At 64.2% G+C, this 12,751-nt stretch carries 14 protein-coding genes and 1 riboswitch; of the genes, 7 read left to right on the plus strand and 7 right to left on the minus strand.

What is annotated here, in order from left to right; genetic code table 11:
* Positions 1-165 precede the first annotated feature (165 nt).
* On the plus strand, positions 166-1,164 hold the full coding sequence (locus CWO89_RS05555; RefSeq protein ID WP_130577639.1) for an Hsp33 family molecular chaperone: 999 nt from the start codon (positions 166-168) through the stop codon (positions 1,162-1,164).
* Positions 1,165-1,300: 136 nt separating this feature from the next.
* Here CWO89_RS05555 and apaG read toward each other — a convergent pair whose 3' ends face one another.
* Complete coding sequence (gene apaG, locus CWO89_RS05560) at positions 1,301-1,693, minus strand: Co2+/Mg2+ efflux facilitator ApaG/CorD (RefSeq protein ID WP_130577640.1); 393 nt, start codon at positions 1,691-1,693, stop codon at positions 1,301-1,303.
* A 228-nt stretch (positions 1,694-1,921) separates the two neighbouring features.
* Between apaG and CWO89_RS05565 the strand changes: the two genes are divergently transcribed.
* The 3 genes from CWO89_RS05565 to CWO89_RS05575 are packed head-to-tail and all read left to right on the plus strand — an operon-like array spanning position 1,922 to position 4,959.
* The gene (locus CWO89_RS05565; protein WP_130577641.1) at positions 1,922-3,172 is read left to right on the plus strand and encodes an OpgC domain-containing protein; all 1,251 of its coding nucleotides are present in this window, start codon (positions 1,922-1,924) and stop codon (positions 3,170-3,172) included.
* Positions 3,169-3,927: an SGNH/GDSL hydrolase family protein gene (locus CWO89_RS05570; RefSeq protein WP_130577642.1), complete on the plus strand. Its 759-nt coding sequence runs from the start codon at positions 3,169-3,171 to the stop codon at positions 3,925-3,927. Before CWO89_RS05565 ends, CWO89_RS05570 begins: the two co-directional genes overlap by 4 nt.
* A 15-nt stretch (positions 3,928-3,942) precedes the next feature.
* Positions 3,943-4,959, plus strand: a complete 1,017-nt coding sequence (locus CWO89_RS05575; protein WP_130577643.1) for an SGNH/GDSL hydrolase family protein — start codon at positions 3,943-3,945, stop codon at positions 4,957-4,959.
* 80 nt (positions 4,960-5,039) lie between these two features.
* On the opposite strand, the gene CWO89_RS05580 is transcribed toward CWO89_RS05575, so the two are convergent.
* On the minus strand, positions 5,040-6,233 hold the full coding sequence (locus CWO89_RS05580; RefSeq protein WP_130577644.1) for an O-succinylhomoserine sulfhydrylase: 1,194 nt from the start codon (positions 6,231-6,233) through the stop codon (positions 5,040-5,042).
* A 64-nt stretch (positions 6,234-6,297) separates the two neighbouring features.
* Positions 6,298-6,377: riboswitch (SAM riboswitch) on the minus strand.
* Between the two features lie 108 nt (positions 6,378-6,485).
* Between CWO89_RS05580 and CWO89_RS05585 the strand changes: the two genes are divergently transcribed.
* Positions 6,486-7,592, plus strand: a complete 1,107-nt coding sequence (locus CWO89_RS05585) for a 2'-deoxycytidine 5'-triphosphate deaminase (RefSeq protein WP_130577645.1) — start codon at positions 6,486-6,488, stop codon at positions 7,590-7,592.
* Between the two features lie 91 nt (positions 7,593-7,683).
* Here CWO89_RS05585 and CWO89_RS05590 read toward each other — a convergent pair whose 3' ends face one another.
* Positions 7,684-8,424, minus strand: coding sequence for an SDR family NAD(P)-dependent oxidoreductase (locus CWO89_RS05590; protein ID WP_130577646.1), 741 nt, complete (start codon positions 8,422-8,424; stop codon positions 7,684-7,686).
* A 102-nt stretch (positions 8,425-8,526) separates the two neighbouring features.
* Here CWO89_RS05590 and CWO89_RS05595 point away from each other — a divergent pair, with 102 nt between their 5' ends.
* Positions 8,527-9,138, plus strand: a complete 612-nt coding sequence (locus CWO89_RS05595) for a TetR/AcrR family transcriptional regulator (RefSeq protein WP_130577647.1) — start codon at positions 8,527-8,529, stop codon at positions 9,136-9,138.
* A gap of 38 nt (positions 9,139-9,176) precedes the next feature.
* On the opposite strand, the gene CWO89_RS05600 is transcribed toward CWO89_RS05595, so the two are convergent.
* Positions 9,177-9,410, minus strand: coding sequence for a hypothetical protein (locus CWO89_RS05600; RefSeq protein WP_130577648.1), 234 nt, complete (start codon positions 9,408-9,410; stop codon positions 9,177-9,179).
* A 473-nt stretch (positions 9,411-9,883) separates the two neighbouring features.
* Here CWO89_RS05600 and CWO89_RS05605 point away from each other — a divergent pair, with 473 nt between their 5' ends.
* Complete coding sequence (locus CWO89_RS05605; protein ID WP_130577649.1) at positions 9,884-11,329, plus strand: MATE family efflux transporter; 1,446 nt, start codon at positions 9,884-9,886, stop codon at positions 11,327-11,329.
* 28 nt (positions 11,330-11,357) lie between these two features.
* On the opposite strand, the gene CWO89_RS05610 is transcribed toward CWO89_RS05605, so the two are convergent.
* Genes CWO89_RS05610 through CWO89_RS05620 form a run of 3 tightly spaced genes read right to left on the minus strand, consistent with a single transcriptional unit; the run spans position 11,358 to position 12,709 of the window.
* Positions 11,358-11,888 (minus strand): hypothetical protein, encoded by a 531-nt coding sequence (locus tag CWO89_RS05610; RefSeq protein ID WP_130577650.1) that lies wholly within the window; start codon positions 11,886-11,888, stop codon positions 11,358-11,360.
* A complete protein-coding gene (locus CWO89_RS05615; protein ID WP_130577651.1) occupies positions 11,888-12,289 on the minus strand; it encodes an SRPBCC family protein in 402 nt (133 codons plus the stop codon). Before CWO89_RS05615 ends, CWO89_RS05610 begins: the two co-directional genes overlap by 1 nt.
* Positions 12,290-12,349: 60 nt before the next feature.
* Positions 12,350-12,709, minus strand: coding sequence for a VOC family protein (locus tag CWO89_RS05620; protein WP_130577652.1), 360 nt, complete (start codon positions 12,707-12,709; stop codon positions 12,350-12,352).
* Positions 12,710-12,751 lie beyond the last annotated feature (42 nt).

Raw genomic sequence — 12,751 nt, forward strand, 5'->3', positions numbered from 1 at the left:
CCACCCCATCAACCACAGGCTTTCGTGGTGGGCTCCGCTGCAACCGCTTGCTCGTGCCACGACCGTAGCCTGTGGTTATGGATTCCTGCTTTCGCAGGGACGACAAACAAAACGACGAATGTGAACCCCTTTCGTTTCGCCTCTCAAGACCCCAGATAGAGCGCCATGGTTTCACAATCCCCCGACATCAAGATCACGGAAACGCCGACCCGCGCGCCATCGGCCGTGCCGGTCGACGACGCGGTGTTGCCGTTCGAGATCGATGCACTCGATCTGCGTGGGCGGCTGACGCGGCTCGGTCCCACCCTCGACGACATCCTGCACAAGCACGATTATCCGCCTCCCGTCGGCAAATTGCTCGGTGAGGCGATCGTGCTGACGACGCTGCTCGGTTCATCCCTGAAGTTCGATGGCCGTTTCATCCTGCAGACCCGGACCGATGGCCCGGTCTCGTTCCTGATCGTCGATTTCAAGGCGCCCGATCGGCTGCGGGCCTATGCGCGCTACGATGCGACGCGGCTGCACGACGGGCTCGATTCCGGCGCGCTGCTCGGCAAGGGCCATCTCGCGATGACCATCGACCAGGGGCCGGACATGAGCCGCTACCAGGGCCTGGTCGCGCTCCATGGCGGCAGCCTCGAAGACGCAGCCCATGAGTATTTCCTGCGCTCGGAGCAGATCCCGACGCGCGTGCGCCTTGCGGTCGGCGAGGAATGGCGCGGCGGCGACGGCGGCAAGGTTCGCTGGCGCGCCGGCGGCATGCTGCTGCAGTTCCTGCCGAAGGCGCCGGAGCGCGCGCGGCAGGCTGATCTGCATCCCGGCGATGCGCCCGAAGGCACCGCCGCCCATGAGGTTCCGGAAGACGATGCCTGGGTCGAGGGGCAGTCGCTGATCGGAACGGTCGAGGACGTCGAACTGCTCGACCCTGATCTGTCGGGCGAGCGGCTATTGTATCGCCTGTTCCACGAACGCGGCGTGCGTGTGTTCGCGCCGCTGCCGCTGCGCGCGCAATGCTCCTGCTCGCGCGAGGCGGTGTCCTCGATGCTGAAAAGCTTTACGGCGAAGGATCGCGCCGACATGGTCAAGGACGGCAAGGTCGTCGTCACCTGCGAGTTCTGCTCGTCGGTCTACGAATTCACGCCGCAAGAAGCGGGCGTGGAGTAGGGCTATCGAACTTAGAATTGTAGGGTGGGCAAAGCGTAGCGTGCCCACCATCGCGAGCGGGATCTGGATGGTGGGCACGGCGCGAAGACGCGCCTTTGCCCACCCTACGATTTCCCCGTGAGGGCACACGCGCTCGTCAATTCAACACTCTCTTCCCGTCCGGGCTGTCGAGCGAAAATGTCGGCACGTCGATCTCGAACCGTTCGCCGCTTTCGCTCACCATCTGGTAGCGCCCGCTCATGATGCCGGAGGCGGTCGGCAGCGGCACGCCGGAGGTGTATTCGAAGCGCTCGCCCGGCGCGAGCACCGGCTGCTCGCCGACCACGCCCTCGCCGCGCACTTCCTGCTGGCGGCCGGTGGCGTCGGTGATGATCCAGTGTCGGGTGCGCAGTTGCACTGTCTCCGTGCCGGAATTGGTGATGACGATGGTGTAGGACCAGAAATATTGCCGGTTCTCGATCGACGAACGTTCCGGCAGGAAGTTCGGCTCGACGGTGACTTCGATGTCGCGGGTGACGGCGCGGTACACGTTTCAGTCTCCTTAAGTCGCATCATAGCCAATAAGTCCGTCGGAACCAATCGTTGGGCCGGGTGACGAAAGTTTGCTCAGCTAGTGTTTTTCATCGCCGTTTGACCATAGTTCCGCTCTAAAGGCGCGAGCATCCGCGTCAATTCCGTATCTTGTCCGCAAGCGGTGGGCGGATATTATCTTTTTCGAGTCGGGGCGGCGCAAAACTTCGCACGGTCATGGTGCCCGATGACGTCGATTGCCGATCCAATTTCCGGAACGCAGCTTGCCGACGCCAAGGATGCAAGCGGAGCGGTCGCCGCCGCGCCCGCGATCACGATGCCGGCGACCTCCGAGCGCGAATTGCGGCTGGATTTGTTCCGCGGGCTCGCGCTGTGGCTGATCTTCATCGACCATTTGCCGACGAACATCCTGACCTGGCTCACGATCCGCAACTACGGCTTCTCCGACGCGACCGAGATCTTCATCTTCATCTCCGGCTACACCGCGGCCTTCGTCTATGGCCGCGCAATGCTTCAGGCCGGCTTTGTGGTGGCGACCGCGCGCATCCTGCGCCGCGTCTGGCAGATCTATGTCGCCCACGTGTTCCTGTTCACGATCTTTCTTGCGGAAATCTCCTACGTCGCCACCCGCTTCGAGAACCCGCTCTACACCGAAGAGATGGGGATCATGGATTTCCTCAAGCAGCCCGATGTCACCATCGTGCAGGCGCTGCTGTTGCGCTTCCGTCCCGTCAACATGGACGTGCTGCCGCTCTACATCGTGCTGATGCTGTTCCTGCCCTTGATCCTGTGGCTGATGAAATGGCGGACCGACGTGACGCTGGCGCTCTCGGCCGGCCTCTACGTCCTGACCTGGCATTTCGATCTCTATCTCAGCGCCTATCCGAACGGCGTCTGGGCGTTCAATCCGTTCGCCTGGCAATTATTGTTCGTGTTCGGCGCCTGGTGCGCGCTCGGCGGCGCAAGAAGGATGTCGCGTATCCTGGCCTCCCCGATCACGCTCTGGATCTGCATCGCCTATCTGTTCGCGGCGTTCCTGGTCACGCTGTCCTGGTATCTGCCGCAGCTCGGCCACATCGTGCCGCGCCGCATCGAGCAGTGGATGTACCCGATCAACAAGACCGATCTGGACGTATTGCGCTTTGCCCATTTCCTGGCGCTGGCGGCCATTACCGTCCGCGTCCTGCCCCGGGATTGGCCGGGCCTGAAATCCCCGTGGCTGCGACCTTTGATCCTCTGCGGCCAGCACTCCCTTGAGATATTCTGCCTTGGCGTGTTCCTGGCATTTGCCGGGCACTTCATCTTGGCCGAGGTGTCCGGCAGCGCCGGGATGCACTTCCTGGTCAGCGTCACTGGGATTGTCATCATGTGCGCCATGGCGTGGGTGATTTCGTGGTACAAACACTCCGCCGACAAAGGCGCCGCGCGATACAAGAGCGCCGGCGGCAATGCCGACCTGGCGGGAGGGGCGGTATGAAGTCTGGCTTATGGACTGTGCTGGGCCTGACATTGCTGGCCGGTTCTCTGTCCGCGGCCCCGGCACGCGCCGGCGATCCCGAGCAGATTTGCGACGTCCCGGCCAATCTGCTGTCCACCGAAAGCTCGTTGTCCAAGGTGGCCGAGGCGGTGAGGAGCGGCCAGCCCCTGAACGTGCTCGTGGTCGGCAGCCGTTCCTCCACCATTTCCTCCTTCGAGGCCAGCGCCTACCCGGCAAAGTTGCAGGCGGCGCTCAAGGAAAGCCTGCCCAGCACCACCGTTAACCTGTCCGTGGAAGCACAGTCCGCCAAGACCGCGGAGGATATGGCGGCCGGCTTTGTTAAGCTGGTGGAAGCAAAACGGCCTACTTTAGTGGTCTGGCAGACGGGAACCGTCGATGCTATCCGGTCGATCGATCCTGACGATTTTCGTAATGCCCTCGATGCGGGGATTACTGCGTTGCAACAGGCGGGAACCAATGTGGTCCTGGTCAATCTTCAGTACAGCCCCCGCACCGAAAGCATGATTTCCGGCTCACCATACCTAGATAATATGCGGGTGTCGGCGCAAGAACATGATGTCCCGCTGTTTGATCGTTTCGCCATCATGCATCACTGGAACGATGCCGGTGATTTCGACCTGTTCAGCTCCGCCCACGGCGTGGAACTGGCCAAGCGGGTGCATGCCTGTCTCGGCCGCGCGCTGTCGAAATTCGTGATCGACGCGGCCCACCTCGGACCGGCGCAGCAGAACTAAAGGGAACCAGCGTTAATGAGGACCTACCGCCCTTTTTGTCGAAGCGCATGGCTGGTCGCAGCCGCTGTCGCGGCAGCCGTGCTCGCGACCTCGCCGCTGCGCGCGCAAGTTGCGCAAGGCGACCAGCATGCGACGCTTTCTGAGGGCGCGAAATCCCACCCCTCATCCGACAAATCGGGACCATCCACGCCGGCCATCCTGTCCGGTGCTACGGGTGCCACCGAGGCCGATGCCGCCAAGAAGGGCATCGCCGGCAAGGCGATCGACAAGGTGAAGGAGGTCGCGAAGTCGGCCAGCGACATCTTCCGCCGTGTGCCCTGCCTGCCGCCGAAGGGCGTGTCGAAGACGATGGGCTCGCTGCCCCACGTCGCGAGCAAGCTTGCCGCGGGCCAGCCGGTCACGATCATCGCGTTCGGCTCGTCCTCGACCCAGGGCTATGGCTCGTCGGCGCCGGAATTCACCTATCCGAACCGCCTCGCGGCGCAACTGCACCGGCAATATCCCGGCGCCGACATCCGTGTCGTCAACCGCGGCAGGGGCGGCGAAGACGCGCCCGAAATGATGCGGCGCCTGCAGACCGAGGTGATCGATGCGCATCCGGACCTCGTGATCTGGCAGGTCGGCACCAATGCGGTATTGCGCGACCTCGACCCGAGCGAGACCGAAAAGATGGTCGAGGATGGCGTGGCGCGCATCCAGACGGCCGGCGCGGACGTCGTGCTGGTCGATCCCCAATACTCGCCGCGCGTCACCGAGCGCGCCGCCAGCGCCAACAAAATGATCCGGCTGCTCAACCACATCGCCGAGCTCCGCCATGTCAGCATCTTCCCGCGCTTTGAGGTGATGCGTGAATGGCACGAGAAGCAGTCGATCCCGATCGACAGCTTCGTGATCGCCGACGGCCTGCACATGAATGATTGGGGCTATGCCTGCTTCGCCCAGTTGCTCGGCGACGACATCATCAAGTCGGTCGGCCAGATCAAGCTCGGCGTCAACGTGCCGGCGGATGTGCGGACGTACAGGCCGATGTAAGCTGAAAGCGAATGGCGAGTGGCGAATAGCGAATGGGGCTTGACCCTACTCGCTACTCCCTATTCGCCATTCGCCTTGGATCACACCGTCTCCAGCGCCTCGACAAAATCCTCGATCAGATCATCGGCGTGCTCGAGGCCGGCGGAGAAGCGGATGAAGCCTTCGCTGATGCCGAGCTCGGCGCGCGCGTCCGGCCCTAGGCGCTGATGCGTCGTGGTGGCGGGATGGGTGACGAGGCTCTTGGCATCGCCGAGATTGTTGGAGATGCGCGAGATCTTGAGCCCGTTGAGGCAGCGGAATGCGCCGGCCTTGCCGCCTTTGACCTCGAACCCGATCAGCGTCGATCCCGACCGCATCTGCTTCTTCACGGTGGCCGCCTGCGGATGATCGGCGCGGCCGGGATAGATCAGTCGCGTGATCTTCGGATGACTTGCCAGTACGTCCGCGATCTTCGCCGCCGTCTCGGTCTGCGCGCGGACACGCACCGCCAGTGTCTCCAGCCCCTTCAGCAGCACCCAGGCGTTGAACGGCGACATCGACGGTCCGGTCTGGCGCAGGAAGTTATGGATGTGCTCGGTGATGAAAGCCTCGGAGGAAAGGATGATGCCGCCCAGGCAGCGTCCCTGGCCGTCGATATGCTTGGTCGCAGAATAGACCACGACGTCGGCGCCGAGCGACAGCGGGCTCTGCCAGATCGGGGTCGCGAACACATTGTCGACGATCAATCGCGCGCCGCCCTGATGCGCGATTTCCGCGATGGCGCCGATGTCGAGCACGTCGAGCGTCGGATTGGTCGGGCTTTCGAGGAAACACGTCTTCGTGTTCGGCCGGATCGCCTTTTTCCATTGGTCGAGGTCTAGCCCGTCGACCAGCGTCGACTGGATGCCGTAGCGCGGCAAGAGATCCTCCACCACGTAGCGGCACGAGCCGAACATCGCCTTGGAGGCCACCACGTGATCGCCGGCCTTCAGCGGCGCGAGGATCGCGGTCGTCACCGCCGCCATGCCGGTCGCGGTCGCGCGCGCAGCTTCCGCGCCTTCGAGCTCGATCATGCGGCGCTCGAACATGGACACGTCGGGGTTGGAGAACCGCGAATAGAGGAAGCCGGGATCCTCGCCCTTGAACCGCGCCTCGCATTCCTCGGCGGTCGCGTAGACGAACCCTTGGGTCAGGAATATTGCCTCGGACGTCTCGCCGAATTGTGAGCGTAGCGTGCCGGAATGAACCAGCCGGGTTTCGGGGCGGTAGCGGGCGGATGATTTGGACTCGGACATAGGACCTCCAACGTGACCATCCTTTCGAAAATGGTCACAAAAAAACCGGCCTAAAGGGCCGGGATCGCTGAGGTCCCCGGCCTGTTTAGCGACTTATTTAACGTGGCTGCAAGCCGGCCGGCTCAAATCACCACGGGATAAGTCATGCTGATATTCGTTCCCGCTCTTTCCGTCAAGGCGGGCATCGGCTAACCGGTAAAATCCATTTTTTGGGCCTTTTGTGGCTCTAAGCCGTCTTGAGGGACCGCGTCCGTGTCGTTCGTGCTGCAAGACGATGCCAATGGGATCCTGCCCGACCGCATGATCGCGGCGATGGCGGATGCAGGCCTGATCCTGCCGGTCTATCCCTTTGTCGAGAGCCAGATCCAGCCCGCGAGCCTCGATCTTCGCCTCGGCGACATCGCCTATCGCGTGCGCGCGAGCTTTCTCCCCGGTCCCGGCGCCACCGTTGCCGAGCGCATCGATGAGTTGAAGCTGCACGAGATCGATCTCGCCGACGACGCGGTGCTGGAGACAAATTGCGTCTACATCGTGCCGCTGCTCGAGAGCCTCGCGTTGCCGCCGGAGATCATCGCGGCCGCGAACCCCAAGAGCTCGACCGGACGGCTCGACGTCTTCACCCGCGTGATCGCCGATGGCACGCGTCGTTTCGACGTGATCGGTGCCGGCTATCACGGCCCGCTCTATGCCGAGATCAGCCCCAAGACGTTTCCGATCCTGGTGCGCGAGGGCTCGCGGCTGTCCCAGGTGCGCTTCCGCACCGGCGATGCCGTCCTCACCGCCGACGAGCTCGACGCGCTGCACAACGCCGAACGCCTGGTCGATATCGACGATGCCGATCTCACCGATGGCGTCGCGGTTTCGGTCGATCTCTCGGGCGAGAATTCCGGCGGCTTCGTCGGCTATCGCGCCAAACGCCATACCGGCGTGGTCGACGTCGATCGCCGCGGCGGTTATCCGGTCGATGATTTCTGGGAGCCGATCCGCGCGCGCCCCGACGGCAGCCTGATCCTCGATCCCGGCGAGTTCTATATCCTCGCGTCGAAGGAAGCTGTGCAGGTGCCGCCGGACTACGCCGCCGAGATGGTGCCGTTCGATCCTTTGGTCGGCGAATTCCGCGTGCACTATGCCGGCTTCTTCGATCCCGGCTTCGGCTATGCCGGCGCCGGCGGGCAGGGCGCGCGCGCCGTGCTGGAAGTGCGCTCGCGCGAGGTGCCGTTCATCCTCGAGCACGGCCAGATCGTCGGCCGCCTGGTCTATGAGAAGATGCTGGCCCGGCCCGATGCAATGTACGGCCAGCGCATCGGCTCGAACTACCAGGCCCAGGGCCTGAAGCTCTCCAAGCATTTCAGGGTGTGATCAAGCGCACTCACCTGGAGCGCGCTGCGAGGATCATGACAAAGGCCGGGGCGCTACGCCCCGGCCAGCATGGTGCACGAAGTCCAGCCGTTCACGCGTTGGCGCCGCCGTCGATGGTGAACTCCGCGCCATTGATCGAGCGCGCCTCCGGGCCCGCCACGAATGCGACCAGCGCTGCGACGTCGTCGGCCTTGCCGTAGCGGGGGATCGCCATCCGCGCCAGCTGGAAGGCCGCCTGTTCGCCTTCAGCGGGATTCATGTCGGTGTCGGTCGAGCCCGGATGAACGATGTTGACGGTGATGCCGCGGCTGCCGAGATCGCGCGCCAGGCCCTTTGTCCAGGCGATCAGCGCCGATTTGCTCATCGAGTACAGGCTCAGGCCGGGACCCGGCACCTGGGTCGCGAGATTGCTGCCGATCGAGATGATGCGGCCGCCTTCGCCCATATGCGCTGCCGCGGCCTGCGATCCGACCACCACCGCCCGGACGTTGACCGCAAGCGTCGCATCGATGTCTTCAAGGCTCAGTTGGTCGATCGGTCCGGTCCTGAGGATGCCGGCATTGTTGACGAGAATATCGAGCCCGCCGAATGCCTTGGCGGCCTGATCCACGGCCGCCTTGACCGCGGCGGCATCGGCGCTGTCGGCCTTGATCGCAAGTCCCCGCCGGCCCAAGCGTTCGATCTCGGCCACCACCGCCTGCGCCTTGTCGGCCGAACGTTCATAGGTGATTGCAACATTGGCGCCATCGGCGGCGAGCCGCCTTGCAATCGCAGCGCCAATCCCGCGGCTTGCGCCCGTCACCAACGCCCGCTTTCCCTGCAATGCGCTCATGATCCATCTCCATTTATGTGTCGATCGATACAGAAATAGGTCCGTTGCGCTGGGACGTCAAGCGCATTAATTTAGTGAACGACACAGAAATCGGGTGGACGGATGGTGGAACGAGGTCGCCCCAGGGGCTTTGACAAGGATGCTGCGCTCGTACGCGCCATGGAGGTGTTTTGGGTCAAGGGCTACGAAGGGGCCTCGATGGCTGATCTCACCACGGCGATGGGGATCGCTTCGCCAAGCCTCTATGCAGCCTTCGGCTGCAAGGAAGAATTGTTCCGGCAAGCGCTGCAATTGTACGGCGCGACCCAGGGGCCGGAGATATGGGGTGGCATCGCTCGCGCGCCTACCGCTTATGAGGCCGTGGAAAGCTATCTTATGCAGACGGCGAAGGCGTTCACGCGACGGAACCGGCCGCCGGGATGCCTGGTGGTGCTGTCGGCGCTGCATACGACTGAGCAGTCCGAAACGGTGCGGCGCGAGCTGATCGCGATGCGCGCGAAGAATGTCGAGGATTTACGGCAGCGCCTGCAGGAGGGCGTGGCATCAGGCGAGATATCAGCAAGTGCCGATCTCGCGGCGATCGCGCGATACTACGTCACCGTGCAACAGGGCATGTCGATCCAGGCACGCGACGGCGCGACACGGCGGGAGCTGGAACGCGTCGCGCGCGCGGCGCTCGCCGCATGGGAGCCTCTGACCAGCGCGCCCGGCTGAGCCTCAGAGCGTTGCCGCTGTTCTTGTGGTCCTGCGACCTACTTCGCGAGCAGTTCGGTCAGGTCGGTCGAGCTCGAACAGCGCAGCTCATCGATTTGCCGGGCCAGCAGCAACGCGCTCGCCCTCAGCGCCTCCAGCTTTGAAGCCTCGGGATGCTGTTTTTCAAGTTCGGTGATTCGCTCATTGAACCCGGCCAGCTCATGCTGAAGCCGCTCGATCTCTGCCGTGGCGCCTGTGGACACCACTGGCGCAGATAGTCTGGTCGCCCGCATAACCATCTCCCCAAGTATGGTCGAGGCTTCGTGGACCGAATTCGTGGCGGCACGGAGAAGCTTTTTTGGCGAGGATGCGACTGCCGCGAGTAATGTTTGCGTTCGCGTGCAGCAAAGCCACAGTAGGAACCTAGGCTGACCGTGCGCTTCGCCACGGTCGTTGCGGTATTCCGTCGGCGCGAATTTCGTGCGAGTCAAAGCGGCCAACCTCGCAGCAACCGGAACGGGAGCGGACATGCCGGCAGGCAGGCCTGCGCCAGCGTGCCGATCGGCTTGGTCGAGGGGCTGGTGACGGGCCGTGGCCGCACATCCCGGTGCATCTAAAGCCTGCGGGCTGTGCCAGGGCGCGATTCGTCCGGGCGATCGGCCAATCGCGCAGGGGGCCCCTGCGCCGGACGCACGTGGAATTGATCGCCGCCGTGATAGGGAAACACCCGCGCCGCGGCATTCAGACCGCGGGCGTCGGAGTGGAAATGCCCGATATTGCGGTTGCCGAAATACCTGTCGACGAGGAAGAGCGCCCGCTGCCGCCGCCGGTGACGGCGCCGGCCCGCAACCGCCTGCTCGACGGGCCGATCCTGCGCACGCTGCTGTGGCTTGCCTGGCCGAACGTGATCGCGCTCTCGGCCGGCACCTGCGTGGTGATCGCGGAGACCTCCTATATCGGCCGGCTTGGCGTGGAATCGCTGGCCGCGATGGCGCTAGTGTTTCCCTGCGTGATCCTGACCATGACGATGTCCGGCGGCGCCATGGGCGGCGGAGTGGCCTCCGCGATCGCGCGGGCGCTCGGCGCCGGCGAGGTCGAGCGCGCCTCCACGCTCGCGGCCCATGCGCTTCTGATCGGCATCACCTTCGGGCTCGTCTTCATGCTGGGCATGCTGATCTTCGGCCCGCATCTGTTGGAATTGCTCGGCGGCCGCGGCAACGTGCTGGCGCAGGCGATCGCCTACAGCCAGATCTTCTTCGGCGGCGCCGTGCTGCCGTGGCTGATGAACACCATGGCGGGCGTATTGCGCGGCACCGGCAACATGAAACTGCCGTCGACCATGATCCTTTCGTCCGCGATCTGGCAGATCATTTTGGGCGGCACACTGGGCCTCGGGCTCGGGCCTATCCCGCAATTCGGCATGCGCGGCGTCGCGGCGGGCTCGCTGATCGCCTATTCGATCAGTATTGCCGTGATGGGCTGGTACCTGTTTTCCGGCCGCGCCCGCGTGGTGCCGAAGCTCAGGGGATTGCGCGTCCAATGGGCGATGTTCATCGATATCCTAAGGGTCGGCGCCATCGCCTGCTTCTCGCCGCTGCAGTCGGTTCTGACGATCAGCATCTTCACCCACATGCTGGCGAATTTCGGCACCGCGATCCTGGCCGGCTATGGCATCGGCGCGCGGCTCGAATTCATGCTGACGTCGCTCGCGTTCGCGACCGGCATCGCCTCAGTGCCGATGATCGGCATGGCCGTCGGCGCCGACCGCATCGCGCGGGCGCGGCGGATCGCCTGGACCGCGGGCACGGTGTCGTTCGTCTCGGTCGGTACGATCGGCACCTTCCTCGCCATCTTCCCCGACCTGTGGGTCAACATCTTCACCGATGATCCCGCCGTGCGCCTGGCCAGCCATCAATATCTGTCGACGGCGGCGCCGATGTACGCCTTCATCGGGCTGGCGATGTCGATGTTTTTCTCCTCGCAAGGCGCGGCGAAGGTGCTGGGCCCGGTACTGGCGCAGACCGCGCGCCTTGCCTTCATCGCTGCCGGCGGCTGGTGGCTGTCGACGCATGAGGCGACCGCGCAGAACTTCTTCATGCTCGCCGCCGCCTCGATGGTCGTGCTCGGCGTGCTCTCATGCGCAAGCGTGGTGCTGACGCGCTGGGGGCCAAAGCGCGCACCGATTGCGAAGGTAAGTCCCGCGCTGTCCTGACGCCCCGTCGTGCCTTCCGTGAGAAAGATCACGGAGAGGGCACGCGCCGAGCCGTGAACTCCACGTTGACACGCCATGTCGCGCCCTGGTCGGCGGAGACTTCGCCGCGCCAGAGAAAGGAATTTGGCGTGATCTCAGAAAAGCCCCACCGCACCAGCCGTCCGTCCGGCCGCGTGCCCAACTGCACGATGTCGGCGCCCTCGGCGCGGCCGATCATCTGCAGGAAGGTGCGCGTGACCGGATCGGTCCACTGTATCAGCCAGGCGTCGAGCTCTCCATCGTAGACCCTGAGCGTGGTGCCGTAGGAATTGGCGTTGGCGGTGGCATCGGCCTCGCGCAACTCGCCGCGCGGCGGCACGATCCAGACATCCTGGATCGCGCGGCCTTCGAGCGCCCAGCCGAAGTGCCATTCGCCCTTTCGCTCTCGCCTGGTGCCGTCCTCGGCAATGTGGGTGACATCGAGATCCCAGGAGCCGACGAAGCGGCCATAGAGATCCATTTTGCCGGCGCGGTCGGCTGCAGCACCGTCCGCGCCGAGCGCTTCGAGGAACGGGTTCATCACGCCGCTTCCCGCCCGAGCTTGTTCTGCATTGCGCCGACGCCAAGATCCATCTGGGAGGAGATGTAGGGCGCGATCTCGTTCGGCAGCACATCGGCGATCCACGTCACGCGGCTGCGGCAGTCGCCGTCGGCGAACGCCTGGATGGATGCGCTGTGCTGCTTCAGCCGCTCGCTGACGACGGCATAGACCAGCCGCCGCCGTGCGTCGTCGCAGTCGACCAGCAATTCACGCGCCACCGTGCCGTTGGAGAAGGTGACGATACGCGCGTCGCCGTCGAGCTTGGTGTCGAGCACGAAGCCCGGCACCAGCCGCGTATGCAGCGCGCCGAAATCGCGCAAGGCATCCCAGACCTGGTCGGGATGCGCGTCGATGATGAATTCCTTGTGGATGGAAGCCATGGGGTGAGTCCTTCTTGAAAGCCTTTGAATGACGGCAGTCGCAATGATGAAGATGGCGTCTCACGTACACACCGCCTCGACATTGTTGCCGTCGGGGTCGATCAGAAACGCCGCGTAATAGGTCGGGCTGTAATCCTTGCGATGGCCGGCTGCGCCGTTGTCGCGGCAACCGGCTTTCAATCCTTCGCTGTGGAATGTCTTGATCGCGTCGTGGTCCGGCGCGCGGAATGCGACATGGGCGCCGCCATTGCTCTGGCCCTTGTGCAGATGCAGCCACAGCGCCGGCTCGCCCTTCGGGCCGAAGCCGGCGCCACTGTCATCGCGCGAGCACAGGACATAGCCGAGCGGGGCGAGCGCTGCGGTGTAGAAACGCACGCTGGCGTCGAGATCGCCGACGCGCAGGCCGATATGGTCATACATGATTGTTCTCCAGTGCTAGTCTAGGGCGCGCCTGACGACGCG

Origin of the sequence: Bradyrhizobium sp. Leo170, from assembly GCF_004296405.1 — a bacterium.
Lineage (GTDB): Bacteria > Pseudomonadota > Alphaproteobacteria > Rhizobiales > Xanthobacteraceae > Bradyrhizobium.

What these genes read in the sequence shown, in the direction of transcription:
- CWO89_RS05555 (WP_130577639.1), top strand. Translation starts at nt 166, where the DNA reads ATGGTTTCACAATCCCCCGACATCAAGATCACGGAAACGCCGACCCGC.
- CWO89_RS05565 (WP_130577641.1), top strand. Translation starts at nt 1,922, where the DNA reads ATGACGTCGATTGCCGATCCAATTTCCGGAACGCAGCTTGCCGACGCC.
- CWO89_RS05570 (WP_130577642.1), top strand. Translation starts at nt 3,169, where the DNA reads ATGAAGTCTGGCTTATGGACTGTGCTGGGCCTGACATTGCTGGCCGGT.
- CWO89_RS05575 (WP_130577643.1), top strand. Translation starts at nt 3,943, where the DNA reads ATGAGGACCTACCGCCCTTTTTGTCGAAGCGCATGGCTGGTCGCAGCC.
- CWO89_RS05580 (WP_130577644.1), bottom strand. Translation starts at nt 6,233, where the DNA reads ATGTCCGAGTCCAAATCATCCGCCCGCTACCGCCCCGAAACCCGGCTG.
- CWO89_RS05590 (WP_130577646.1), bottom strand. Translation starts at nt 8,424, where the DNA reads ATGAGCGCATTGCAGGGAAAGCGGGCGTTGGTGACGGGCGCAAGCCGC.
- CWO89_RS05595 (WP_130577647.1), top strand. Translation starts at nt 8,527, where the DNA reads ATGGTGGAACGAGGTCGCCCCAGGGGCTTTGACAAGGATGCTGCGCTC.
- CWO89_RS05600 (WP_130577648.1), bottom strand. Translation starts at nt 9,410, where the DNA reads ATGCGGGCGACCAGACTATCTGCGCCAGTGGTGTCCACAGGCGCCACG.
- CWO89_RS05605 (WP_130577649.1), top strand. Translation starts at nt 9,884, where the DNA reads ATGCCCGATATTGCGGTTGCCGAAATACCTGTCGACGAGGAAGAGCGC.
- CWO89_RS05610 (WP_130577650.1), bottom strand. Translation starts at nt 11,888, where the DNA reads ATGAACCCGTTCCTCGAAGCGCTCGGCGCGGACGGTGCTGCAGCCGAC.
- CWO89_RS05615 (WP_130577651.1), bottom strand. Translation starts at nt 12,289, where the DNA reads ATGGCTTCCATCCACAAGGAATTCATCATCGACGCGCATCCCGACCAG.
- CWO89_RS05620 (WP_130577652.1), bottom strand. Translation starts at nt 12,709, where the DNA reads ATGTATGACCATATCGGCCTGCGCGTCGGCGATCTCGACGCCAGCGTG.